The organism is Pseudomonas sp. KUIN-1, assembly GCF_009176725.1.
GTDB lineage: Bacteria > Pseudomonadota > Gammaproteobacteria > Pseudomonadales > Pseudomonadaceae > Aquipseudomonas > Aquipseudomonas fragariae.
Genome location: NZ_AP020337.1, coordinates 1593803 through 1618707, shown reverse-complemented (window position 1 = coordinate 1618707; position 24905 = coordinate 1593803). Strand labels below are relative to the sequence as shown.

Annotated in this window: 26 protein-coding genes; 6 read left to right on the top strand and 20 right to left on the bottom strand. The window is 58.8% G+C overall.

The genetic code is table 11. The annotated features are described in order from the left end of the window. The first annotated feature begins 60 nt into the window (after positions 1 to 60). Positions 61 to 987, top strand: a complete 927-nt coding sequence (locus KUIN1_RS07730) for a LysR family transcriptional regulator (protein WP_003339525.1) — start codon at positions 61 to 63, stop codon at positions 985 to 987. Between the two features lie 18 nt (positions 988 to 1005). Here the strand turns inward: KUIN1_RS07730 and KUIN1_RS07725 are convergent, their stop codons facing one another. The 4 genes from KUIN1_RS07725 to KUIN1_RS07710 form a co-directional block, all read right to left on the bottom strand. Further along, positions 1006 to 1371 (bottom strand): diacylglycerol kinase, encoded by a 366-nt coding sequence (locus KUIN1_RS07725; protein WP_003364775.1) that lies wholly within the window; start codon positions 1369 to 1371, stop codon positions 1006 to 1008. Positions 1372 to 1454: 83 nt separating this feature from the next. Further along, on the bottom strand, positions 1455 to 2102 hold the full coding sequence (gene erdR, locus KUIN1_RS07720) for a response regulator transcription factor ErdR (RefSeq protein WP_003319664.1): 648 nt from the start codon (positions 2100 to 2102) through the stop codon (positions 1455 to 1457). Between the two features lie 15 nt (positions 2103 to 2117). Continuing rightward, entirely contained in the window at positions 2118 to 2300 is a 183-nt protein-coding gene (locus KUIN1_RS07715; RefSeq protein WP_011266990.1) for a hypothetical protein, read from the bottom strand. A gap of 46 nt (positions 2301 to 2346) precedes the next feature. Then, positions 2347 to 3057, bottom strand: a complete 711-nt coding sequence (locus KUIN1_RS07710) for a tRNA-uridine aminocarboxypropyltransferase (protein ID WP_004406193.1) — start codon at positions 3055 to 3057, stop codon at positions 2347 to 2349. A 255-nt stretch (positions 3058 to 3312) separates the two neighbouring features. On the opposite strand from KUIN1_RS07710, the gene KUIN1_RS07705 reads away from it, so the two are divergent. Beyond that, the gene (locus KUIN1_RS07705; RefSeq protein WP_004406195.1) at positions 3313 to 3729 is read left to right on the top strand and encodes a quorum-sensing-regulated virulence factor family protein; all 417 of its coding nucleotides are present in this window, start codon (positions 3313 to 3315) and stop codon (positions 3727 to 3729) included. Positions 3730 to 3922: 193 nt separating this feature from the next. Next, positions 3923 to 5035 carry an LOG family protein gene (locus KUIN1_RS07700; RefSeq protein WP_011266989.1) on the top strand — a complete coding sequence of 371 codons (1113 nt, stop codon included), beginning with the start codon at positions 3923 to 3925 and terminating at the stop codon, positions 5033 to 5035. Between the two features lie 13 nt (positions 5036 to 5048). Here the strand turns inward: KUIN1_RS07700 and recX are convergent, their stop codons facing one another. The 3 genes from recX to KUIN1_RS07685 form a co-directional block, all read right to left on the bottom strand. Then, complete coding sequence (gene recX, locus KUIN1_RS07695) at positions 5049 to 5516, bottom strand: recombination regulator RecX (RefSeq protein ID WP_004406202.1); 468 nt, start codon at positions 5514 to 5516, stop codon at positions 5049 to 5051. A gap of 5 nt (positions 5517 to 5521) precedes the next feature. Beyond that, positions 5522 to 6586: a recombinase RecA gene (recA, locus tag KUIN1_RS07690; protein ID WP_002554688.1), complete on the bottom strand. Its 1065-nt coding sequence runs from the start codon at positions 6584 to 6586 to the stop codon at positions 5522 to 5524. Between the two features lie 93 nt (positions 6587 to 6679). Next, positions 6680 to 7195, bottom strand: coding sequence for a CinA family protein (locus KUIN1_RS07685; RefSeq protein ID WP_032619601.1), 516 nt, complete (start codon positions 7193 to 7195; stop codon positions 6680 to 6682). Positions 7196 to 7666: 471 nt separating this feature from the next. Here KUIN1_RS07685 and mutS point away from each other — a divergent pair, with 471 nt between their 5' ends. Together mutS and fdxA are read left to right on the top strand one after the other, a co-directional pair. Continuing rightward, positions 7667 to 10234 (top strand): DNA mismatch repair protein MutS, encoded by a 2568-nt coding sequence (gene mutS / locus KUIN1_RS07680; protein ID WP_172980092.1) that lies wholly within the window; start codon positions 7667 to 7669, stop codon positions 10232 to 10234. A 259-nt stretch (positions 10235 to 10493) separates the two neighbouring features. Continuing rightward, positions 10494 to 10817, top strand: coding sequence for a ferredoxin FdxA (gene fdxA / locus KUIN1_RS07675; RefSeq protein ID WP_003314327.1), 324 nt, complete (start codon positions 10494 to 10496; stop codon positions 10815 to 10817). A 542-nt stretch (positions 10818 to 11359) separates the two neighbouring features. Here fdxA and rpoS read toward each other — a convergent pair. The 8 genes from rpoS to KUIN1_RS07635 form a co-directional block, all read right to left on the bottom strand. Further along, positions 11360 to 12367: an RNA polymerase sigma factor RpoS gene (rpoS, locus tag KUIN1_RS07670; RefSeq protein WP_003314325.1), complete on the bottom strand. Its 1008-nt coding sequence runs from the start codon at positions 12365 to 12367 to the stop codon at positions 11360 to 11362. Positions 12368 to 12470: 103 nt separating this feature from the next. Then, entirely contained in the window at positions 12471 to 13337 is an 867-nt protein-coding gene (locus KUIN1_RS07665; protein ID WP_004406211.1) for a peptidoglycan DD-metalloendopeptidase family protein, read from the bottom strand. A gap of 208 nt (positions 13338 to 13545) precedes the next feature. Then, a complete protein-coding gene (locus tag KUIN1_RS07660) occupies positions 13546 to 14181 on the bottom strand; it encodes a protein-L-isoaspartate(D-aspartate) O-methyltransferase (protein WP_004406213.1) in 636 nt (211 codons plus the stop codon). 41 nt (positions 14182 to 14222) lie between these two features. After that, on the bottom strand, positions 14223 to 14972 hold the full coding sequence (surE, locus tag KUIN1_RS07655) for a 5'/3'-nucleotidase SurE (protein WP_004406214.1): 750 nt from the start codon (positions 14970 to 14972) through the stop codon (positions 14223 to 14225). After that, a complete protein-coding gene (gene truD / locus KUIN1_RS07650) occupies positions 14960 to 16018 on the bottom strand; it encodes a tRNA pseudouridine(13) synthase TruD (RefSeq protein WP_057458496.1) in 1059 nt (352 codons plus the stop codon). The genes surE and truD overlap by 13 nt, the downstream gene beginning before the upstream one ends. Continuing rightward, positions 16015 to 16488 (bottom strand): 2-C-methyl-D-erythritol 2,4-cyclodiphosphate synthase, encoded by a 474-nt coding sequence (ispF, locus tag KUIN1_RS07645; protein WP_011266985.1) that lies wholly within the window; start codon positions 16486 to 16488, stop codon positions 16015 to 16017. Before ispF ends, truD begins: the two co-directional genes overlap by 4 nt. A 53-nt stretch (positions 16489 to 16541) precedes the next feature. Further along, a complete protein-coding gene (gene fghA, locus KUIN1_RS07640; RefSeq protein ID WP_003364809.1) occupies positions 16542 to 17387 on the bottom strand; it encodes an S-formylglutathione hydrolase in 846 nt (281 codons plus the stop codon). A gap of 96 nt (positions 17388 to 17483) precedes the next feature. Beyond that, positions 17484 to 18596, bottom strand: coding sequence for an S-(hydroxymethyl)glutathione dehydrogenase/class III alcohol dehydrogenase (locus KUIN1_RS07635; protein WP_003314319.1), 1113 nt, complete (start codon positions 18594 to 18596; stop codon positions 17484 to 17486). Between the two features lie 104 nt (positions 18597 to 18700). On the opposite strand from KUIN1_RS07635, the gene KUIN1_RS07630 reads away from it, so the two are divergent. Continuing rightward, entirely contained in the window at positions 18701 to 19597 is an 897-nt protein-coding gene (locus KUIN1_RS07630; RefSeq protein WP_004406220.1) for a LysR family transcriptional regulator, read from the top strand. Between the two features lie 7 nt (positions 19598 to 19604). Here the strand turns inward: KUIN1_RS07630 and ispD are convergent, their stop codons facing one another. The 5 genes from ispD to KUIN1_RS07605 form a co-directional block, all read right to left on the bottom strand. Next, the gene (gene ispD, locus KUIN1_RS07625) at positions 19605 to 20315 is read right to left on the bottom strand and encodes a 2-C-methyl-D-erythritol 4-phosphate cytidylyltransferase (RefSeq protein WP_004406223.1); all 711 of its coding nucleotides are present in this window, start codon (positions 20313 to 20315) and stop codon (positions 19605 to 19607) included. 13 nt (positions 20316 to 20328) lie between these two features. Then, positions 20329 to 20607: a cell division protein FtsB gene (gene ftsB / locus KUIN1_RS07620; protein ID WP_003314315.1), complete on the bottom strand. Its 279-nt coding sequence runs from the start codon at positions 20605 to 20607 to the stop codon at positions 20329 to 20331. A gap of 190 nt (positions 20608 to 20797) precedes the next feature. Further along, a complete protein-coding gene (gene eno / locus KUIN1_RS07615) occupies positions 20798 to 22084 on the bottom strand; it encodes a phosphopyruvate hydratase (protein WP_003339565.1) in 1287 nt (428 codons plus the stop codon). Between the two features lie 138 nt (positions 22085 to 22222). Next, complete coding sequence (gene kdsA, locus KUIN1_RS07610; RefSeq protein WP_004406226.1) at positions 22223 to 23068, bottom strand: 3-deoxy-8-phosphooctulonate synthase; 846 nt, start codon at positions 23066 to 23068, stop codon at positions 22223 to 22225. A gap of 14 nt (positions 23069 to 23082) precedes the next feature. Then, complete coding sequence (locus tag KUIN1_RS07605; protein ID WP_003364819.1) at positions 23083 to 24714, bottom strand: CTP synthase; 1632 nt, start codon at positions 24712 to 24714, stop codon at positions 23083 to 23085. Positions 24715 to 24905 lie beyond the last annotated feature (191 nt).

Genomic DNA, 24905 nt, shown 5'->3' with positions numbered 1-24905 from the left:
GTGGCAGACACAATATCTGTTAAATGAATTATCAAGATATAGGTTATCGGTTATATAGATATGCGATTTACTCTCCGTCAGCTCCAGGTATTTGTGGCCGTCGCCCGGCAGGAAAGCGTCTCCAAAGCCGCAGTACTGCTTTCGCTTTCGCAGTCGGCTGCCAGCACCTCCATCACCGAGCTGGAGCGCCAATCGAGCTGCCAGCTATTTGACCGTGCCGGCAAGCGCCTCAGCCTCAACGCCACCGGCAGACAATTGCTGCCCCAAGCCGTCGCGCTGCTCGATCAGGCCAAGGAAATCGAAGACCTGCTCAACGGCAAATCAGGCTTCGGTTCACTGGCGGTCGGGGCGACGCTGACGATCGGCAATTACCTGGCGACCCTGCTGATCGGCGGCTACATGCAGCGCCATCCGGAAAGCCAGGTCAAGCTACATGTCCAGAACACGGCGCATATCGTGCAACAGGTTGCGCACTACGAGATCGATCTGGGCCTCATCGAAGGCGATTGCAGCCACCCGGACATCGAAGTGCAATCCTGGGTCGAAGACGAACTTGTGGTGTTCTGCGCCCCGCAGCATCCGCTGGCCAAGCGCGCCCAGGTAACCCTGGAAGAGCTGACCCATGAAGCCTGGATACTTCGGGAACAGGGCTCAGGCACACGCCTGACGTTCGATCAGGCGATGCGTCATCACCGTAACGGGCTGAATGTCCGACTGGAGCTTGAGCACACCGAAGCCATCAAACGCGCAGTCGAATCCGGGCTGGGCATTGGCTGCATTTCCAGACTGGCGCTGCGTGATGCCTTTCGTCGCGGCAATCTGGTCGAACTGGCTACGCCCGAGCTGGACCTGGCCAGGCAGTTCTACTTCATCTGGCACAAACAGAAATACCAGACCTCGGCCATGCGCGAGTTTCTCGAACTGTGTCGCGCATTCACCGCAGGGGTGCAGCGCAGCGACGAGATCGTGCTGCCCAGCCTGTATTGACGATCTGTACCAAAGGCGTCAGCCCAGCAGAATGATCGCCCACACCAGACCAATCATGCTCAGGGCGATGAACTGGGCAGCACTGCCCATGTCCTTGGCGTTCTTGGACAGCGGGTGCAGGTCCAGCGAGATGCGGTCAATGGCCGCCTCTACGGCCGAATTGAGCAGCTCCACGATCAGCGCCAGCAGGCACACGGCAACCAGCAGGGCATGCTCGCCCTTGCTGACGTGCAGGAAAAACGACAGCGGGACCAGGACCACGTTGAGCAGTACCAACTGGCGGAAAGCCGCTTCACCTTTGAAGGCTGCGCACAAACCGTCCAGTGAATAACCCGCGGCATTAAGAATACGTTTCAGACCGGTTTGGCCTTTGAAGGGCGACATAGAGAGGCTGCTGTGTAAAAAAGATGAGGAAAGCTAAGGCAATAAAGGTCAAAAAAGCGTGAATGCTCGCAACCTGAAAGCCGTCAGCTGGACGAAATGGACTCAAGCTGCTGTAACAACAATGCTGCCTGGGTACGCGTGCGTACGCCAAGCTTGCGGAAAATCGCTGTGACATGTGCCTTGATGGTCGCTTCGGACACGCTGAGTTCGGAAGCGATCTGCTTGTTCAGCAAGCCTTCACAGACCATCGTCAGCACTCGAAACTGCTGCGGCGTCAGGCTGGCAAGGCCTGCGCTGGCAGCCTTTGCTTCGTCTGAAACACTGATCACTTCATTGACCTGCGGCGGCCACCAGACGTCACCGTCAAGCACCGTGCGTACCGCCTGCTGAATGACTTCCAGCGAGCTGGATTTGGGAATGAAGCCGCTGGCACCAAACTCTCTGGAGCGCACCACGATGGAGGCTTCTTCCTGCGCCGAGACCATCACCACCGGTATCTGCGGGTACTGGCCACGCAACAGGACCAGCCCGGAGAAGCCGTAGGCCCCTGGCATGTTCAGGTCCAACAGAACCAGATCCCAATCAGCCTTCTCCCCCAGGCGCGACTCAAGCTGGGCAATGCTTTCTGCCTCGACCAGCCGTGCGTCAGGCCCCAGGCCAATGCTCAGCGCCTGATGCAGCGCACTGCGAAACAGGGGATGATCATCAGCGATCAGGATGTCGTAGGTCATGTAATGATCCTGTTTTTATAGTGAGGGGCCGAAGACTCGGCCGCCCAGCAAGGCTGGCGAACGCACAGTGCGAAACCCGAAGCGGGCCCCGGTGCCCTGCCAGACCAGATGAATCGGCTTCCAGGCGGCGCCAAGCATGCCCAGCATGGCCATGACGGTCAAGCGCGAAGCGTCGATACCCGGGAACATAGATGGCAATTAGCCAAACCCGTGCAGTTCGGCAGCCCCTGGTTATGAACAGCCTTCAAATGAACGCCTTCAAGTGGGTATGCGCCGCGTCGTCGGGATCGATCGGGTTCTGGTACTTGGCGCCCAGGTAATGAGCGCTGAACACGTCCAGATAAGCATCCAGCACTCCGCTGGCACTGGCGTCACCGGCCAGTTCCAGACACAGGGCGGCCACTTCCGCCGTGCAGAAGTGATCGTCACGCCTCGATCGACGCAAACGGTAACGCGAGATCTGCTCGGGCTCCAGACTCAAGACCGGAAACCGCTCCAGATACGGGCTCTTGCGAAACATCTTGCGTGCTTCGGTCCAGGTGGCATCCAGCAGAATGAACAGCGGGCGCTTGCCATCCAGGCGCGAGACCCTGTTGACCACGCGCTCCTCGGCGACAAATTCTCCGGGAAAGACGATGTAGGGCTGCCACTGCGGGTCGTCCAGCAAGGCGAGCAATTGCTCATCGACCTCTATCCGCGACCAGAGGAAGGCATGAGTGTCCTGGATGACATCGGCGATCAGCCAACCAGTGTTGGTCGGCTTCAAGGGCTCGGTGTCATACATCAGCAGGCAGATGCCTGAGTCTGCAGCGACGCTGGGTCGCCATTCGCACAGACAATAGCTGGAGATCACCCGGCATTCCGGGCAGCGCGGCGCGCGCGAGCCTCGGGCAATAAAAGGCCTGGTACTGCGGGCCAGACGCTCATCGCGCAGGCGGGACACGGCATGGCTCATTACAGGACACACCTGCGGGGGAGATACATCGACACCACAAAGACTCGGCAGGACTAAAGTGCGCGCAGTTTATCAGAGCCCCGGCACTTCAACGCGCTTTCGGTACGGCAGCCTCTTTTCGTCCAGAGTCTAGGCCCGAGGAAGACTCCTGCTCTATACTGCTGCGCCACAGCACCCCCGCGCTATCGGTGGGCTGCCCGGAACGCACTTTGAAGTCGCTGGTCCAACGGCCAGTGACTTAATCAGGAGAGTTTAATGCTGCGCCTTATCGTACCCACCCTTACGCTTTTGCTCGTTACTCCACTGTGCGCCCAGGCGGCGTCGAAACAGGAGTTCGAACTCAGCAAGATGCTGGAAAAAGTCGCTAAGGAAAGCAGTGTCGGCACGCCGAGAGCGATCAACGAAGACATCCTCGATCAGGGCTATACCGTCAGCGGCAACCAGCTGATCAACCACCTGAGCGTTCGTGAAGGCCAGGCTCAGCAGATGCGCGCCAACCCGGACGTGATGCGCAACCAGTTGGGCAATAGCGTGTGCCACAACAATGGTTTTCGCCAGTTGATGACCAAGGGTGCCGTACTCAAGTATCAGTTCACCGAGTACAAGACCAACCGCCCGGTTGCGACGCAGACCTTTCAGGCTTCCGACTGCACTGTAAAGCCCAAGCAATAAGCCACGCCCGACATGTAGCCTCCCCCCGCGCGCCTGTTCTTCAGGCGCGTCATTCGAGCAGTACTCAAGACATCCTGCAACCAATCCACCCTGGCAATGAACAGGGAATGGGTAGCCTTTCTCTGCAAACCGGGACATCATCGATTCAACACGCCCCACCGGGCCATCGATCCTGCAGGAGGAAAAATCCCGAATGCCGTATGTACCTGACGATCTTCTATCCCGACACTTTCAAAGCGACGGTCTCGACCTGACCAGCAAGATTGAAGAGCACATCAATGAGGTGGCTCCGGGCACGAAAAACCTTCCGCTGTACCGCGACATGATGCTCACCGTGTTGCGCATGGCCCAGGATGACCGTAACCGCTGGGACGTCAAGATAACGCTGCAGACCCTGCGCGAACTGGACAAAGCCTTTCGGGTGCTCGAGCGCTTCAAGGGCCGCCGCAAAGTCACTGTCTTCGGCTCCGCTCGTACACCAATGGAACATCCGCTGTACGCCCAGGCCAGAGAGCTGGGAGAAAAACTGGCCAGCTCCAACATGATGGTCATCACCGGCGCAGGCGGCGGCATCATGGCGGCAGCCCATGCCGGTGCAGGCTTGAAACACAGCCTCGGGTTCAACATTACCCTGCCCTTCGAACAGCACGCCAACCCGACGGTAGAGGGCAGCGAAAACCTGCTGCCCTTCCACTTCTTCTTCACGCGCAAGCTGTTCTTCGTCAAGGAAGCCGACGCGCTGGTGCTATGCCCAGGCGGCTTCGGAACTCTGGACGAAGCCCTGGAAGTGCTGACGTTGATACAAACCGGCAAAAGCCCGTTGGTGCCTGTGGTATTGCTGGACACGCCTGGCGGGAGTTTCTGGCAAGGTGCGCTGGACTTCATCAAGCACCAGTTGCAGGACAATCACTACATTCTGCCAGCCGACATGAAGCTGATGAGGCTGGTTTACAGCGCCGACGAAGCGGTGCAAGAGATCAACCGGTTTTACGCCAACTTCCATTCCAGCCGCTGGCTGAAAAACAAGTTCGTGATCCGTATGCATCATGCGCTGAGCGAGCAAGCTCTGGAGCACATGCAGGAAGCGTTCGCTGACTTGTGCATCAATGAAAACTTTCACCAGCACAGTTATCAGGGCGAAGAACACGATGAAGCGCAGTTCAGTCACCTGACACGACTGGCGTTCACCTTCACAGGCCGCAATCAGGGCAGGCTTCGTGAACTGGTGGATTACATCAACCAACAGGAAAACTGGGAAGACGCTTCAGCGACCAGGGACGCAGCTCAGAAACGGGCGCCACAGTAAACGCCCCGATATATCAGTCATCTCCGCCACGGCCGCTTAACAAGCGGCCGATCATTTCCAGCGGATAGCCTCGATAACTCAAAAAACGCCCCTGTTTGGCTCGCTCGCGCGCATCGACAGGCAGAGCACCGGCAAACTTGCGCTGCCAAAGCTCGTAAAGCTTCTCCTGCCAATCAATACCGCAGTCCCTGAGCGCCTGCTCAATGTCGGCACGTTGCAAGCCACGCTGACCAAGCTCTTCGCGAATACGAACAGGACCGTAGCCCGAACGTGCCCGGTAAGACACGAAGCTTTCAAGGTAGCGGGATTCAGAGAGCAGACCTTCCTCGACCAGGCGATCAAGGGCGGCATCGATAAGCTCGGGGGGAGCGCCGCGCTGACGCAGTTTACGCGTCAGCTCGACTCGACCGTGCTCGCGACGTGCGAGCAGGTCCATTGCAGTGCGCCTGACGGCGACAGGTGTATCGAGTACGGCAGGCATGGCTATCAGATATCGACATCTGCTTCAGACATATCATCGGCAGCCACTGCTTCACGGGAGCCGACAGCCTTGGTGTCGACGCCAGGGGTCAGCAATTTGTCGCGGATCTGCTTCTCGAGCGCTTTGCAGATTTCCGGGTTATCTGCCAGGAACTTGGCCGAGTTGGCCTTGCCCTGACCAATCTTGCTGCCCTGGTAGCTGTACCAGGCACCGGACTTCTCGACAAAACCATGCAGAACGGCCAGATCGACGATTTCACCGTTCAGGTAGATACCCTTGCCGTAAAGAATCTGGAACTCGGCCTGACGGAACGGCGGAGCCACCTTGTTCTTCACAACCTTGACGCGGGTTTCGCTGCCGACAACCTCATCGCCTTCCTTGACCGCGCCCGTACGACGGATGTCCAGGCGTACCGAAGCGTAAAACTTCAGCGCGTTACCACCGGTGGTGGTTTCCGGGCTGCCGAACATCACGCCGATCTTCATGCGGATCTGGTTGATGAAGATCACCAGGCAGTTGGCGTTCTTGATGTTGCCGGTGATCTTGCGCAGCGCCTGCGACATCAGACGCGCCTGCAGACCCACGTGCATGTCACCCATTTCGCCTTCGATCTCTGCCTTCGGCACCAGCGCAGCAACGGAGTCGACCACGATCACGTCGATGGCATTGGAGCGCACCAGCATGTCGGTGATTTCCAGCGCCTGCTCACCAGTGTCCGGCTGCGAAACCAGCAGGTCGTCGACATTGACGCCCAGTTTGCCTGCGTACTCCGGATCCAGCGCGTGTTCGGCGTCGACAAAGGCACAGGTAGCGCCCATTTTCTGGGCCTGGGCGATGACCGACAGCGTCAGTGTGGTTTTACCGGAAGACTCAGGACCGTAGATTTCCACGATCCGGCCTTTTGGCAGTCCGCCAATACCGAGAGCGATATCCAGACCCAGCGAACCGGTGGAGATGGCAGGGATCGCCTGGCGATCGTGATCGCCCATGCGCATCACGGCGCCTTTACCGAACTGACGCTCGATCTGACCCAAGGCCGCAGCCAAGGCTTTCTTCTTGTTGTCGTCCATTGAAGTCCTCACGTAATCAAATTCAATTAGGGCCTTGATGGCCACAACACCTGTATAAGTAGACAGTATTATTCCACAGCAGTGAGCGCGCGCCTACCCCTGTTTTGGCATTTCTCCGCGCGCAAGCTGTATCAGCCCGTGCAGCGCGGCTTCGACCGTCTGTCGACGAACCTGATCACGGTCGCCATCGAACCGGTAACAGCGGCTGACCGACGCATCATCCTTGCCCCAGCACAGCCACACAGTACCGACCGGTTTGTCCGGCGAACCGCCGCCGGGGCCTGCGACACCGCTGACCGCGACGGCGAATCGTGCACCGCTTTCACGCTGCGCGCCTCGCACCATGGCTTCGACGACCGGCTGGCTGACCGCCCCGACCTGTTCGAACAATACCTCGGGCACCCCTAACTGACGGGTCTTCTGGGCGTTCGAATAGGTCACGTAACCGGCTTCGAACCACGCCGAGCTGCCGGCAATGCGCGTGATCGCTTCGGCGATTCCGCCCCCCGTACAGGATTCGGCAGTGGTCACTTGCGCGTTCATTGCGTCGAGAAGCCTGCCAAGCGTATCGGCAAGCCCGGTTATCTCACTCACGGTGTAATCGTTCATGCTGGAAAGCCTGTAAAGGTGAATCCTGGAGCCGCGCACCTGCCGCGCAACGGTACTGAGCATGCTGCTTTACTTGTCATTTTTCCTGCGCCCGGGCTTTTTGACCGTTTCCACCGTGGTTTCTCTCGGCCTTTTTCTGGCTTCTTCCAAAGGGATGAAGCGCCCGCTGACAGAGTCCCTTGCTCGTTTGTTCTTCATATAAAAATCCTTTTTTATAAGTTACCGCCCGGAGATCGAGTGGCAGCGATGAAAGTCTATACGGCAAATCGAGCTGCATGGCTGTCTGGAAACGCCCGGTCACCAATACGCGGGCGCCACGCTGTCACTGCACCACCCGGTCGAGCGTGATAACCTTGCCGCCATCGCACATACCCGGCAGACGCCCCTTGCTTCAGACAAGGGCTACCCGTCGCGTCTCAAGGTTGCCTCACTCCTCTCAAGAACTTGCCTAAGCCACTGATGAATAAAGCAATTTCCGACCTCTCCGCACACACTCCGATGATGCAGCAGTACTGGAAACTCAAAAACCAGCACCTGGATCAGCTGATGTTTTATCGCATGGGCGATTTCTACGAGATCTTCTACGAAGACGCGAAGAAAGCCGCCAAGCTGCTGGACATAACCCTGACCGCACGCGGCCAGTCGGCAGGTCAGAGCATTCCCATGTGCGGGATTCCCTACCACGCAGCCGAGGGTTATCTGGCCAAGCTGGTGAAACTGGGCGAATCGGTGGTGATCTGCGAGCAAATCGGCGACCCGGCCACCAGCAAGGGGCCGGTGGATCGTCAGGTGGTGCGGATCATCACGCCAGGGACCATCAGCGATGAGGCCCTGCTCGACGAGCGCCGCGATAACCTGATCGCCGCCGTGCTGGGTGACGAACGCCTGTTCGGCCTGGCGGTACTGGATATCACCAGCGGCAACTTCAGTGTGCTGGAGATCAAGGGTTGGGAGAACCTGCTGGCCGAGCTCGAGCGCATCAACCCGGTCGAGCTGTTGATTCCGGATGACTGGCCACAAGGTCTGCCCGCCGAGAAACGCCGTGGTTCTCGACGTCGCGCACCCTGGGATTTCGAGCGCGACTCAGCCCATAAAAGTCTGTGTCAGCAGTTTGCAACCCAGGACCTGAAGGGTTTCGGTTGCGAAAACCTCACGCTGGCCATTGGTGCTGCCGGCTGCCTGCTCAGTTATGCCAAGGAAACCCAGCGTACCGCCCTGCCCCATTTACGCAGCCTGCGTCACGAACGTCTCGACGATACCGTGATCCTCGATGCCGCCAGCCGCCGTAACCTGGAACTGGACACCAACCTGTCCGGGGGCCGTGACAACACCCTGCAATCGGTCATGGACCGCTGCCAGACCGCAATGGGCACGCGGCTGCTGACCCGCTGGCTGAACCGGCCACTGCGCGACCTGACCATCCTTCAGGCACGGCAGACATCGATCACCTGCTTTCTGGAACGCTATCGCTTCGAAAACCTGCAGCCACAGCTCAAGGAAATCGGCGACATCGAGCGGATTCTGGCGCGTATCGGCCTGCGTAACGCGCGGCCACGTGACCTCGCCCGCCTGCGCGACGCACTGAGCGCCCTGCCCGAACTGCAACAGGCGATGACCGATCTGGACGCGCCGCATCTGCAGCAACTTGCGCAGACTGCCGGAACCTATCCCGAGCTGGCCGACCTGCTGCAGCGCGCGATCATCGACAATCCGCCAGCCGTCATCCGTGACGGCGGCGTTTTGAAGACGGGCTACGACGCTGAACTGGATGATCTGCAGTCGCTGAGCGAAAACGCCGGTCAGTTCCTGATCGACCTGGAAGCCCGCGAAAAAGCCCGTACCGGCCTCGGCAACCTGAAAGTCGGCTACAACCGCGTGCATGGCTACTTCATCGAGCTGCCAAGCAAGCAGGCCGAGCAGGCGCCGGCTGATTACATACGCCGCCAGACCCTCAAGGGCGCCGAGCGCTTTATCACGCCCGAACTCAAGGAGTTCGAAGACAAGGCGTTGTCGGCCAAGAGCCGCGCGCTGGCTCGGGAAAAGATGCTCTACGAAACACTGCTCGAAGACCTGATCGGTCATCTTGCGCCGCTTCAGGATACAGCGGCGGCTCTGGCCGAACTGGACGTGCTGAGCAACCTTGCGGAACGCGCGCTGAATCTGGACCTCAATTGCCCACGCTTTGTCGCCGAACCGTGCATGCGCATCGAGCAGGGTCGCCATCCGGTGGTGGAACAGGTTCTAAGCACGCCTTTCGTGGCCAACGACCTGGCGCTGGACGACAGCACGCGCATGCTGGTCATCACCGGCCCGAACATGGGCGGTAAATCGACCTATATGCGTCAGACGGCGCTGATCGTACTGCTGGCCCATATCGGCAGCTTCGTCCCCGCCGCCAGCTGCGAACTGTCGCTGGTCGACCGGATCTTCACGCGCATCGGCTCCAGCGACGACCTGGCGGGCGGACGCTCGACGTTCATGGTCGAAATGAGCGAAACGGCAAACATTCTGCACAACGCCACCGATAAGAGTCTGGTGCTGATGGATGAAGTCGGGCGCGGTACCAGCACCTTCGACGGCCTGTCGCTGGCATGGGCGGCAGCCGAGTGTCTGGCGCAACTGCGTGCCTACACGCTGTTCGCCACGCACTATTTCGAACTGACGGTGTTGCCGGAAAGCGAACCGCTGGTGACCAACGTGCACCTCAATGCCACCGAGCATAACGAGCGCATCGTGTTCCTGCACCGCGTCCTGCCCGGGCCTGCGAGCCAGAGCTATGGCCTGGCCGTGGCGCAACTGGCCGGTGTGCCGGGCAAGGTCATCAGCCGCGCCAAGGAGCACTTGCAGCGTCTGGAAACCACCAGCCTGCCGCACGAGCAGCCGCGCGCCAAACCCGGCAAGCCCGCTGTCCCGCAGCAGAGCGATATGTTCGCAAGTCTGCCGCACCCGGTGCTCGACGAGCTGTCGAAGGTCAAGGTCGACGATATGACCCCGCGACAGGCGCTGGATTTGCTATACACATTGCAAACTCGCCTGTGACGCGAAGCGTTACATACTGTTAGAATCCCGCGCGGTTTGGGACGCTCTCGGCTTTTAGCCTGGTCGAGGCGTTTTTCGAGCCGCGTGAAAATGCAGCGAACCGCCGGTAGGTAGCAGGGAGAGGTAGCAGACGACGCAGTCTTACTGCCTCAAGGCCACCCACCACAAGCACGTGTTTTCATAGGGCCGGGAAACCTCCCGAACCTGGCACCCCTGTCTGGAAGGGCTCTGCCGCAGCCGCCTGAGGAGAAAATTAGAAATGACCTTCGTCGTCACCGACAACTGCATCAAGTGCAAGTACACCGACTGCGTAGAAGTCTGTCCGGTGGACTGCTTTTACGAAGGCCCGAATTTCCTGGTGATTCACCCGGACGAGTGCATCGACTGCGCGCTCTGCGAGCCAGAGTGCCCTGCCGTAGCCATTTACTCTGAAGACGAGATTCCTGCCGGCATGGAAAACTTCATTGAGCTCAATGCCGAGCTTGCTGAAATCTGGCCCAATATCACCGAAAAGAAAGACGCTATGCCGGATGCGGCAGAGTGGGATGGCAAAACCGGCAAGATCGCTGATCTGGAACGCTAGATTCCATACAGACAAAAGGCCCTCAAGAGGGCCTTTTTTGTTGAAGACGATTTTCTGCAGATAAAAAAAGGGGCGGTATGACCCGCCCACATTTTTCCTTGATCCCTGTATTCCCTAGTCATCATCCTGATGAATCGCATCCCGCGATATCCCGGCCTTCATCCTTGATGGCCTGTGCCTGTCCGTTGGCACAGCTTCGATATTAGAGATTTAACCCTGGAGAGCAACACCCGAAACGCTCCAGAATATTTCCTGGAAGATCGCCTTTCAAAATTAGAACCTCTTCTAAAACAAAGCCTTGCAATGGAAAAACAGGCGAGTTGGCGACAAGCCTCACTCTGCTTAACTGAATGACTTACAGCAAGCGTACGCAATGACTTACAGGCTTTGAAACTTATAAGTACAGGCACGTAGTTATCGACCAGGCAGAGCAGCGTCTGCTGGCAGCACGCGCAGCAACATTGGAATGACGGAAGACATATAAAAAGGCCGATATACACACAGTGTTATATCGGCCCTGGATGGTGGCTACGGAGGGGGGATTACTGGAAGAGCGACTCGCTGGACAGACCGTTTTTCTCAAGGATCTCGCGCAGACGCTTGAGTCCTTCGACCTGAATCTGCCTTACACGCTCACGCGTCAGACCAATCTCAAGCCCAACATCTTCAAGTGTGCTGCTTTCATGCCCGCGCAAGCCAAAGCGACGAATCACAACCTCGCGCTGCTTCTCGGTCAGTTCAGACAGCCATTGATCGATGCTCTGTGAAAGATCGTCGTCCTGCAGCAGCTCGCAGGGGTCTGTCGGACGGTCGTCGGTCAAGGTATCGAGCAGTGTCTTGTCCGAATCCGGCCCCAGCGAAACGTCCACCGACGAAACACGCTCGTTCAGGCCCAGCATGCGCTTGACCTCGCCTACCGGTTTTTCCAGCAGGTTGGCGATCTCTTCAGGAGAGGGCTCGTGATCCAGCTTCTGGGTCAGCTCTCTGGCCGCACGCAGATAAACGTTCAGCTCCTTGACCACATGAATCGGCAGCCGGATGGTCCGCGTCTGATTCATGATCGCGCGTTCAATGGTCTGACGAATCCACCAGGTGGCGTAGGTCGAAAAACGAAAGCCGCGCTCTGGGTCGAACTTCTCAACCGCCCGGATCAACCCCAGGTTGCCCTCCTCGATCAGATCAAGCAATGAAAGCCCACGATTGACATAGCGTCTGGCAATTTTCACTACCAGCCGCAGATTGCTTTCAATCATGCGTTTGCGCCCGGCCGGATCTCCACTTTGCGACAGACGCGCAAAATGAACTTCTTCTTCCGGGGACAATAGAGGAGAAAAACCGATCTCATTGAGGTACAGCTGGGTAGCATCGAGCGCCCGCGTGTAGTCAATGTACTTGTGTTGTTTGAGCGATGTTGAATGCTTGACCTTGGTACGTCCCGAGACAGCGGCTGGCTGCTTCTCGTTTGACGCTTCCTTCAGGACAATGCCGGCTTCCATAAGGAGCACTTCATCATCGATGTCAAACTCCGGCGCTTCGTTGCCAAGAGCCATTGTTTTAGTCCTTTGGTGAGTTCGACCTCAAGCTCCAGCATCGCCTGGTTCCATGGCAACGCTTGAGCCTGTTCCTACTACGCCAGGAACAGGCTGACAACTATCAACGACGTGGCAAGAATCCTAACGGATCTACAGGTTTCCCTTGGCGGCGAATCTCAAAATGCAGTTTCACCCGGTCAGTTCCTGTTGACCCCATTTCGGCAATCGTCTGCCCTGCCTTGACCTGTTGTCCTTCCCGTACCAAAAGCCTGCGGTTATGACCGTAGGCACTGACGTAGGTATCGCTGTGTTTGATGATGATCAATTCGCCGTAGCCCCGTAATCCACTTCCGGCGTAAACAACTGAACCATCAGACGCTGCCAAAACAGGCTGTCCCAAATCACCAGCGATATCAATTCCTTTATTCAAACTGCCGTTTGAGGAAAATTTTCCTATCAAAATGCCACTCGAAGGCCAGGTCCAACCCGTCGGAGACTTGCCGGCCGGGCCTGTCCCGGTGGTCGCCGACGGAGGTATAACCACAGGTACAACCGCAACGGGTTTGGACATGACCGTGGTTTTGACGGATCCGGAACTGCCGGTACTGGTCGATGTAGACGTCACCGGACGCCCCGCGCCGGACGTTGAAACCACGTTCGGCGTTGAAGAGGAGCGTCCGTCAAAGCGAATTGTCTGACCGGGCTTGATGGTAAACGGCTCCGGGATCTGGTTACGGGCAGCCAGCGCCTTCCAGTCCCAGCCGTAACGAAATGCAATGGAAAAAAGTGTGTCACCGCGCCTGACCACATACTGGCCGGTGGTCACCGTCGGGCGCTGGGCGACTGCATTGCCGTTGCGATCGACCACGCGAACGCCGCCTGAAGGCGAGCTGGAGCAGCCGACCAAAAGGACACTGAGAGCAATGCCAATCACCAGACGCTGATAACTTCTTGAAGACCTGAGCTGCTGAATGACTGTGAGACTCACCCGCCACTCCCTTTACTGGTGACTGAATTCAAAAAAGATGCCTATTGTGTCGTAATAGCAACGGGCAGCCAGTGATAAGCCGCTGAAAAACGCTGTTAAGTATCAATCAGCTGCGTGGAAATGATGCCATCAGGCCATTCAAGATTCCGGGCCGCGCGCTGTAGACCGATGACTGACGCCAGAATTCATTGTTTACCGCAGACAATCTTCAAGCGATGGGCCCGTTGAGCAAGGGTACGAAGCGCACAGCCCCCAGCACATGCCGGGAAAAACCGTTTTCTTCACGAATGATCAGCATCAACTGCTGAACCTCCCCAGAGCCAACAGGGATGACCAGACGGCCTCCCGGTGCCAGTTGATCGAGCAATGCCTGCGGTACATCGGTTGCCACCGCCGTGACGATGATGCCGTTATACGGCGCCAGGGCTGGCCAGCCCTCCCAGCCGTCACCCCAGCGAAAAACCACGTTGCGCAGATTGAGCTCGACCAGACGCTCCTTGGCGCGATCCTGCAGCCCCTTGATGCGCTCGACCGAAAACACTCGCTCTACCAGCTGGGCGAGCACAGCGGTCTGATAGCCGGACCCTGTACCGATCTCCATGACCTTGTCCAGCGGCCCTGCTGCCAGCAGCAGCTCGCTCATCCGCGCGACCATGTAGGGCTGGGATATCGTCTGGTTGTGGCCGATGGGCAATGCGGTGTCTTCGTAGGCGCGATGCGCCAGCGCTTCATCGACAAACAGATGCCGGGGCGTCTTGCGAATGACGTCCAGTACCCGCTGATTGGAAATGCCCTCTTCACAGAGGCGTTGAATCAGACGCTCGCGGGTACGCTGCGACGTCATTCCGATCCCTCGACGCAATAAATCATCCTGCTCGCGTGACATCAACGAAGTCCCTCCAGCCAGGTGTTCAGGCTGCTGAATCCGTCCTGACAGGTTCTATCCAGTTGCAACGGCGTGATCGATACGTAGCCTTGTACGACCGCATGAAAGTCGGTCCCGGCACCGCCGTCCTCGACATCGCCGGCAGCCGCGATCCAGTAGCCTGCACGGCCACGCGGGTCGACGACCCTGATCGGTGCTGCAGCGCGGGCACGATGCCCCAATCGGGTCAATTGAATGCCGCGGATATGCTCGAGCGGCAGGTTGGGAATATTCACGTTCAATACCGTGCGGGGTGGCAGGTCGAGTTGCTCATGGGCCTCGACCAGCAAACGCGCGTAATGCGCCGCCGTCGCCAGATTATCCGGCTGACGTGACAGAAACGAAAAGGCAAACGACGGGCGCTGCAGAAAACGCCCTTCCAGGGCTGCAGCGACCGTTCCGGAATACAGTACATCGTCGCCCAGATTGGCCCCCAGGTTGATGCCTGAAACCACCATGTCCGGTTGACGCTCCAGTAGCCCGTGAATGCCCAGATGCACGCAGTCGGTGGGCGTACCGTTGACACTGATGAAGCCATTTTCCAGGGTGTGCGGATGCAGGGGCCGGTCGAGTGTCAGAGAACTGCTGGCACCACTTTTGTCCTGATCAGGCGCAATCACCACGCAGTCGGCGTAGTCCGCCAACGCCGCATGGAGCGCGACAAGACCGGGCGCATTCACCCCGTCATCATTTGATATCAGAATACGCATGAGCTGTCCGTCTGCCCAACCGGCACCAGATCGATGAGTTCGCGTACCAAAACGGTAGCAAAGCATCCGGGCGGAAGGACGAATTCCAGTTGCAGAATGTCAGACTCGGGATAATGCCACGTCAGCCGCCCAATGGGCAGTCGCAGGATGCGACGTTCGTGCTCCATGCCCGCTCTGACCAGCCAGTCACGCAACACAGATTCGTCATCGGCAACGGTATTTTCCAGCGCTGCCGTCGCACCGCCAGCTGGCGAAGGGCCTTCACCCCACTGTGGTCCGGTGGGGTGAAGGTCGAGGATCGCCAGACGAGGATCACTGCATTCATCCACCCCGGCCGGAAAAAAGCTGCGGCTGTCGGTGAACGCGAGCAAATCACCGACCTGAGCCTTCTGCCAGTTGCCATCGGCAACCCGGGCGGCCAACACCCGATTGAACAGGTAACTGCGCGCCGTGGACAACAGTCGCGAACGCACCGCGCGTTGCTCAGGCAGCGCCTTGCGGGCGGCGTAATCGCGTGCCTCGCCAAGATTTCCGCCCTGATAACCGAAACGCTGCGCGCCGAAATAATTGGGGATGCCCTGCCGGGCGATGGTTTCAAGACGCTGATTCAAGGCGTCCTTGTCTGCATCCAGCTGGGTCAGACGCAGTGTGAAGCCATTGGCCGCATGGGCGCCGCGCTGCAGCTTGCGTTTGTGGCGGCCGCTCTTGAGAATCTGCAGCGTGTCGTCCTGCGCCGCGGACAGGTCAGGATCGGCCTTGCCCGGCAGTTGAATGCTGAACCACTGGCGGGTCAGTGCCTGGCGATCCTTGAGCCCGGCGTAGCTGACTGTGCGCAGCTGAACGCCCGCAGCCCTGGCCAGCCGACGTGCCGCCTCTTCCGTGTTCAGACCGCGCTTCTCGACCCATAGCCACAAGTGCTCGCCATCCCCGGAAAGCGGAATGTCCAGCACTTCGTCGACCTGAAAGTCTTCGGCAGTCGCCTTGAGGACTGCACGCCCCAGTGCCTCGCCGTAAGCTCGCGGGCCCAGCAGTTCAAGTTCGTTCATGCGCGCAGCAACAACGCAACGGCATGCACCGCGATGCCTTCTTCACGCCCGGTAAAGCCAAGCTTTTCGGTCGTTGTGGCCTTGACGTTGACCTGGTCCGGCTCAACCTGAAGATCTTCAGCGATCAATGCCCGCATGGCATCGATATGCGGTGCCATTTTTGGTGCCTGAGCGACGATGGTGGCGTCGACATTACCGACCTTCCAGCCTTTGCCGTGGATCAGCGTGAGGACATGACGCAGCAGCACGCGGCTGTCGGCGCCCTTGAACTGCGGATCGGTGTCGGGAAAATGCTTGCCGATATCGCCCAGCGCTGCGGCGCCCAGAAGCGCGTCGCTCAAGGCATGCAGCAGGACATCGCCATCGGAATGGGCCAGCAGGCCGAACCCGTGTGCAATCCGCACGCCGCCCAAGGTAATGAAGTCGCCTTCAGCGAAACGGTGCACATCATAGCCATGGCCAATACGCATAAAAAAACGCCCTGAAAAAAGTCAGGGCGTGATTCTACCTGCTTTGGCGCGCGTTAGCTGTTCAAGGCTGCAGCGTGATGCCTGAGATGGTCCTCAATGAAGCTGGCGATGAAGAAATAGCTGTGGTCGTAGCCTGGCTGCATGCGCAGGGTCAGCGGATAGTCCGCAGCCTTGGCCGCCTGAACCAGCACCTCGGGTTTGAGCTGGTTGACCAGAAAATCGTCACGATCGCCCTGATCGACCAGCGTCGGCAGCTTTTCGGACGCCTGCGCAATCAGCACGCTGGCATCCCATTCGCGCCAGCGGGAACGGTCTTCGCCCAGATAACGCGAGAATGCCTTTTGCCCCCATGGGCAATCGATCGGATTACTGATCGGCGAGAACGCCGACACCGACCGATAGCGACCCGGATTACGCAATGCGCAGACCAGCGCGCCGTGACCGCCCATCGAGTGCCCGCTGATACTGCGCACCTGTGACGCCGGAAAATGCCCCTCGATCAGCGCCGGCAGCTCCTTGACCACGTAATCATGCATTTGGTAATGCCGTGCATAAGGCTGCTCGGTAGCGTTGAGGTAGAAGCCCGCGCCTTGACCGAAGTCCCAGGCGCCGTCAGGATCATCTGCCACGTCGGCACCACGCGGACTGGTATCAGGCGCCACGATGATGATGCCCAACTCGGCCGCCAGTCGATGGGCGGCGGCTTTCTGCATGAAATTTTCATCCGTACAGGTCAGGCCGGACAGCCAGTACAACACCGGCAGCTTGCCGCCCTGCTCCGCCTGCGGTGGCAGATAGACGGCAAACACCATGTCGCAGCCCAGCACCTGGGAGTGGTGCTTGTAGCGCTTGTGCCAGCCGCCGAAACTCTTTTGACAGGAAATATTTTCCAAAGGCATGTGATGTCCTCCAGTTGCAAGCTATAAGCCGCAAGCTACAAGCAGGTAAGAGACCTTCGTGCTTGCCGCTTGGAGCTGACAGCTTGCCGCTGCTCCTTAAAAATGAATGACGGTGCGGATGCTTTTGCCTTCATGCATCAGGTCGAACGCCTTGTTGATGTCCTCCAGGCCCATGGTGTGGGTGATGAACGTATCCAGCGGGATTTCTCCGGTCTGCGCCATGTCCACATAGCTCGGCAATTCGGTACGGCCACGCACGCCGCCAAATGCCGAACCGCGCCAGACGCGCCCGGTCACCAGTTGGAACGGACGGGTAGCGATTTCCTGACCGGCACCGGCCACGCCGATGATGACCGACTCGCCCCAGCCCTTGTGGCAGGATTCCAGCGCTGCACGCATCAGTTGCACATTACCGATGCACTCAAACGAGAAGTCGACGCCGCCATCGGTCATGTCGACGATGACTTCCTGGATCGGACGGTCGAAATCCTTCGGATTGACGCAATCAGTCGCGCCCAGCTGTTTGGCGATCTCGAACTTGGCCGGGTTGATGTCGATGGCGATGATTCGAGCCGCCTTGGCTTTGACCGCACCGATCAATGCCGAGAGGCCAATACCGCCCAGACCGAAGATGGCCACGGTATCACCAGGCTTGACCTTGGCGGTGTTGAGCACCGCACCGATACCGGTGGTGACGCCACATCCCAGCAGGCAGACTTTTTCCAGCGGTGCCTGCTTGTCGATTTTGGCCACCGAGATTTCCGGCAGTACGGTGTATTCGGAGAAGGTCGAGGTGCCCATGTAGTGGAAAATCGGCTCGCCCTTGTAGGAAAAGCGCGTGGTGCCATCCGGCATCAGGCCTTTACCCTGCGTGGCACGAATCGCCTGGCACAGGTTGGTCTTGCCCGAGCGGCAGAACTTGCACTGACGGCATTCCGGGGTGTACAGCGGAATCACGTGGTCGCCGACCACCACCGAGGTCACGCCCTCACCCACCGCTTCGACAATCGCACCACCTTCGTGGCCGAGGATCGACGGAAAAATCCCTTCAGGGTCAGCCCCGGACAATGTGTAGGCATCGGTGTGGCAAACGCCGGAGGCCACTACTCTGAGCAGCACTTCTCCCGCCTTGGGCATGGCCACATCGACTTCAACGATCTCCAATGGCTTTTTGGCTTCAAAAGCGACAGCAGCGCGCGACTTGATCATCAATCTTCTCCGACGGGTAAAAACAAGGATTGCAGTGTAGTACAGTGCCAATTGACGAGTAATGCGGCTAAAAGCAAAACATTAATGCTGTACAGGGATAATCGATGTACACCAATCGCTGGGAAGGTCTGGATGAGTTCGTTGCTGTTGCGGAATGCGGGCAGTTCACGGCGGCGGCTCAGCGGCTCGGGGTCTCCTCGTCGCACGTCAGCCGTCAGATCGTGCGTCTTGAAGAACGCCTGCAGACCCGTCTGCTCTACCGCAGTACACGCAAGGTCGCACTCACCGAAGCCGGGCAGACCTTTCTGCATCACTGCCAGCGCCTGCAGGACGGCCGTGAAGAAGCACTGCGCGCCGTGGGCGATCTGGCCAGCGAACCGAAGGGGTTGTTGCGCATGACCTGCGCCGTGGCGTACGGGGAGCGCTTCATCACGCCGCTGGTCACGCGTTTCATGGATGTGTACCCACACCTGCGGGTCGATATCGAGCTGAGCAACGACACGCTGGATCTGGTTCATGAAGGCATGGACCTGGCGATTCGTCTGGGTCGGCTGCAGGATTCGCGTCTGGTCGCAACCCGCCTCGCGCCACGGCAGATGTACCTGTGCGCTTCGCCGTCCTACATCCAGCGTTACGGCCGGCCGCACAGCCTTTCAGAACTGAATCGCCACAATTGCCTGATCGGTGGCAGCGACACCTGGCAGCTTCAGCAGAACGGGCGTGAATTCTCCCAGCGCGTGCAAGGCAACTGGCGCTGTAACAGCGGCCAGGCAGTGCTGGATGCCGCGCTGCACGGGGTCGGCTTATGCCAGTTGCCGGATTACTACGTGCAGAAACACCTCAACGACGGCACGCTGGTGTCGTTGCTGGAGGCACATCAACCGCCCAACACCGCCGTGTGGGCGCTGTATCCGCAGCAAAGGCACCTGTCACCCAAGGTGCGCAAGCTGGTGGATTATCTTAAGGAAGGGTTGGCGATGCGGGATGAATATCGCCAATAGCGAAAACCTAGCGCCCGAACTCGCTGCGGCGCTGACGTAGCCATTCCAGGTCCTCGGGGCGAGTGACCTTGATGTTATCCGAGCGCCCCTCGATCAGGCGGGGCGACTGCCCTGCCCACTCGATGGCCGATGCCTCATCGGTGATGCTGACGTTGGAGACCAGGCTGTCCGCCAGGGCGCGATGCAGGGCCCCAAGACGAAACATCTGCGGCGTGAACGCTTGCCAGACCAGGCTGCGATCCACAGTCTCAAGCACGCGACCGCTGCTGTCGGCACGCTTGAGCGTATCGCGGGCCGGCACGGCCAGCAGGCCGCCGACAGGATCATCGGCCAGCTCGCCGAGCAGATTATCCAGATCACTGCGCGCCAGATTCGGACGCGCAGCGTCATGGACCAGCACCCAGTCATTGTCGCTGGCGCCCTGCGCATGCAGGTGCAGAAGCGCGTTGAGCACCGAGCCTGAGCGCTCGCTGCCGCCGTCCACGCGCTGGATGCGAGTGTCATGCGCGCAGGGCAATGCCGCCCAGTAAGGGTCGTCCACAGCCAGACTGATCACCAACCCCTTGAGACGGGGGTGATCGAGAAAGCAAAGCAGGCTGTGTTCCAGAATTGTCAGGCCGCCCAGTGACAGGTATTGCTTGGGACGGTCGGCTGCCATGCGAGCGCCAATGCCCGCTGCAGGTATCACTGCCCAGAAGGCAGGAAGAAAGTCTTTCATCGCACCAACTTGATTATTGCGCGAGCTGGTAAAGGGTTTCGCCGTCCTTGACCATGCCCAATTCATGTCGGGCACGCTCTTCGACGGTTTCCAGACCTTTTTTCAATTCCATGACCTCGGCATCAAGCACGCGGTTGCGCTCCAGCAGCACCTGATTTTCAGCGTGCTGGTCGGCAATCTGCTGAGTCAGGCTGGCCACTTGCGCGAGGCTTCCGTTACCGACCCAAAGGCGGTACTGCAAGCCAGCCAGCAACAGGAGCAGGACGAGGAACAACCAGTTAGGACTGCGCATTGAAATATCAGGTACCCAGTAAAAAAGACAGCAGAGCCAACGTGAACAACAAACGACTGAGGGCATTGAGCCTGACATAAGCCAGGCTCAATCACTCCAGATTACCGCGGAGCGTCAGCATCGGAGCTGCACAGGCGAGTCAGGGAACCCGAATCCGCGCAGCACTCTGCGTCTTTTTACCATCTATGGCTCAGCCGCGAAACTCGGCACGACCACGATACACAGCCTTGGAGCCCAATTGCTCCTCGATGCGCAGCAATTGGTTGTACTTGGACACGCGATCGGAGCGGCACAGCGAACCGGTTTTGATCTGACCGGCAGAGGTGCCCACCGCCAGGTCGGCAATGGTCGAATCTTCGGTCTCGCCGGAACGGTGAGAGATGATCGCAGTATAACCGGCAGCCTTGGCCATCTGAATGGCTTCCAGGGTTTCGGTCAGCGTGCCGATCTGGTTGAACTTGATCAGGATCGAGTTGGCGATCTTCTTGTCGATGCCTTCCTTGAGGATCTTGGTGTTGGTCACGAACAGGTCGTCACCTACCAGCTGGGTTTTCTCGCCGATCTTGTCGGTGAGGATTTTCCAGCCATCCCAATCGGACTCGTCCAGACCGTCTTCAATGGAAATGATCGGGTGTTTGCGAGTCAGCTCGGCAAGGTATTCGGCAAACTCGGCAGAGCTGTACTCGCCCTCTTCGCTCAGCTTGTACTTGCCGTTCTTGTAGAACTCGCTCGCTGCGCAGTCAAGCGCCAGGGTCACGTCGGTGCCCAGCGTATAACCCGCATTGGCAACCGCCTCGGCGATGGCGTCGAGCGCTTCCTTGTTGGACGCCAGGTTAGGCGCGAAGCCACCTTCGTCGCCCACTGCGGTGTTCAGGCCACGCGCCTTGAGAACCGCCTTGAGGTGATGGAAAATCTCGGTGCCCCAGCGCAGGCCTTCAGCGAAGGACTTGGCGCCGACAGGCTGGATCATGAATTCCTGGATGTCGATGTTGTTATCGGCATGCTCGCCACCGTTGATGATGTTCATCATCGGCACTGGCATGGAATACACACCCGGTGTGCCATTGAGGTTGGCGATGTGCGCGTACAGCGGCAGGTCCTGATCCTGTGCCGCTGCCTTGGCAGCTGCCAGGGAGACCGCGAGGATGGCGTTCGCGCCCAGGCTTGCCTTGTTTTCGGTGCCGTCCAGCTCGATCATCGCGTGATCCAGCGCCTTCTGGTCAACCGGATCCTTGCCCAGCAGCAGGTCGCGGATCGGACCATTGATATTGGCAACAGCCTTCAGAACGCCCTTGCCCATGTAACGGCTCTTGTCGCCATCACGCAGCTCCAGCGCTTCGCGCGAGCCGGTTGAAGCGCCAGACGGCGCGCAGGCGCTGCCGATGATGCCGTTATCGAGGAGCACATCTGCTTCAACGGTTGGGTTGCCACGGGAGTCAAGAACTTCACGACCTTTGATGTCAACGATTTTTGCCATTGTTGTAAACACTCCAGGATTGACGAAAACGACGCAGCGGGAAAACGATGTTCACAGTCAGGTGCAAAAACCGGCAGCCCTGAATGTGACAACCCCGTCACGAATGACGGGGAACGGCACTTTACCGGAGAACCCTGCTCAAGCGGTCTCTACGATCGGAAAACTTTTGACAAGTTCATCCAGTGACTTGAGCTGGGCCAGGAACGGCTCCAGCTTGTCCAGACGCAGGGCACATGGCCCGTCGCATTTGGCGTTGTCAGGGTCCGGATGGGCTTCAAGGAACAGACCGGCCAGATTCTGACTGATGCCGGCCTTGGCCAGGTCCAGCACCTGGGCGCGGCGGCCGCCGGCAGAATCGGAACGACCGCCCGGCATCTGCAGGGCGTGGGTTACGTCGAACAGGATCGGGTACTCGAACTGTTTCATGATGCCGAAGCCAAGCATGTCCACGACCAGGTTGTTGTAACCGAAGCTGGAACCCCGCTCACAGAGAATCAACTGATCGTTACCGGCCTCTTCGCACTTGGTCAGGATGTGTTTCATTTCCTGGGGTGCAAGGAACTGGGCTTTCTTGATGTTGATGATCGCGCCGGTTTTCGCCATCGCCACAACCAGATCGGTCTGCCGCGACAGGAAAGCCGGCAGCTGAATGACGTCGCAGACTTCGGCCACCACGGCAGCCTGATGAGGCTCGTGAACATCGGTGATCAGCGGCACGTTGAAGGTGCGCTTGATCTCTTCGAAAATACGCATGCCTTCTTCAAGGCCCGGCCCACGGTAGGAGTTCACCGAAGAGCGGTTGGCCTTGTCGAAGCTGGCCTTGAACACGTAAGGGATACCGAGCTTTTCGGTGACCTTTACGTATTCTTCACAGACCTGCATGGCCATATCCCGGGATTCGAGTACGTTCATGCCGCCGAACAGCACCATTGGCTTGTCGTTGGCGACCTCGATCGAACCTACGCGGATGATTTTCTGAGCCATGTCTGCAGTCCCTGTCAGGAATTTTTCTGATGTTGAGCCAGTGCCGCCTTGACGAAACCGCTGAACAGCGGATGACCGTCACGGGGCGTGGAGGTGAATTCCGGGTGGAACTGGCAAGCAACGAACCATGGATGGTCCGGAGCCTCAACCACTTCAACCAGCGCGCCGTCACCGGAGCGACCGGAAATCTTCAGGCCGGCCTCGATCAGTTGCGGCAACAGGTTGTTGTTCACTTCGTAACGATGACGATGACGTTCGACGATCACGTCCTTGGTGTAGCAATCGTGAACCAGCGAACCGGCTTCAAGCTGGCACTCTTGCGCACCCAGACGCATGGTGCCGCCCAGATCGGAGCTTTCGGTACGGGTTTCGACTGCGCCGGTGGCGTCTTCCCATTCGGTGATCAGCCCCACCACAGCGTGTGCGCTGGTGCGGTCGAACTCGGTGGAGTTGGCGTCTTTCCAGCCCAGCACGTTACGGGCGAACTCGATGACTGCGACCTGCATGCCCAGGCAGATGCCCAGGTACGGAACCTTGTTCTCACGGGCGAACTGAACGGCCGTGATCTTGCCTTCGACGCCGCGCAGACCGAAGCCACCCGGAACCAGGATTGCATCCACGCCTTCCAGCAGGCCGGTGCCCTGGTTTTCAATGTCTTCAGAATCGATGTAGCGCAGGTTGACCTTGGTGCGATTGGTAATACCGGCGTGGCTCATGGCTTCGATCAACGACTTGTAGGCGTCGAGCAGTTCCATGTACTTGCCGACCATCGCGATGGTCACTTCGTGCTCCGGGTTGAGCTTGGCGTCGACAACCTTGTCCCACTCGGACAGGTCGGCACCGCCACATTGCAGGCCGAAGCGCTCGACCACAAAATCGTCCAGGCCTTGCGAATGCAGAATGCCCGGGATCTTGTAGATGGTGTCCGCGTCTTCGAGGGCGATGACTGCACGCTCTTCGACGTTGGTGAACTGAGCGATCTTGCGACGCGAAGAAACGTCGATCGGGTGATCGGAACGGCAGACCAGCACATCAGGCTGCAGGCCGATGGAGCGCAATTCCTTCACCGAATGCTGGGTCGGCTTGGTCTTGGTCTCGCCGGCAGTGGCGATATACGGCACCAGCGTCAGGTGCATCAGCATCGCGCGGCGCGCGCCGACTTCGAAACGCAACTGGCGGATGGCTTCAAGGAACGGCTGGGACTCGATGTCACCCACCGTGCCGCCGATCTCGACCAGCGCCACGTCGGCATCGCCTGCACCCTTGATGATGCGGCGCTTGATTTCATCGGTGATGTGCGGGATGACCTGAATGGTCGCGCCCAGGTAATCACCACGGCGCTCTTTGCGCAGGACGTGCTCGTACACACGGCCGGTGGTGAAGTTGTTGTTCTGGGTCATGGTGGTGCGGATGAACCGCTCATAGTGACCAAGGTCCAGGTCGGTCTCGGCGCCGTCGTGAGTGACGAACACCTCACCGTGCTGGAACGGGCTCATGGTGCCTGGGTCCACGTTGATGTAGGGATCCAGTTTGAGCATGGTGACCTTGAGTCCCCGCGCCTCCAGGATGGCCGCCAATGAAGCCGAGGCAATGCCTTTCCCCAATGAAGAAACAACACCGCCCGTGACGAAGATGTAGCGCGTCATGAAAAACCCTAGAAGTCTGCGTTAAAGCGGTCAGAGCCGCCGGGGATAGCGAAGGAAGGCCGAAGCCCCCGATTACCGACAAAATTCACGGTGCACTCCCGAAACTGCTGCGTTGAAACCGACCGGCCGAAGCCAGTGTGGTGTGCGCTACATTTTAAGAATTACCCAGTAAATACTGGTTGGTAACCGGC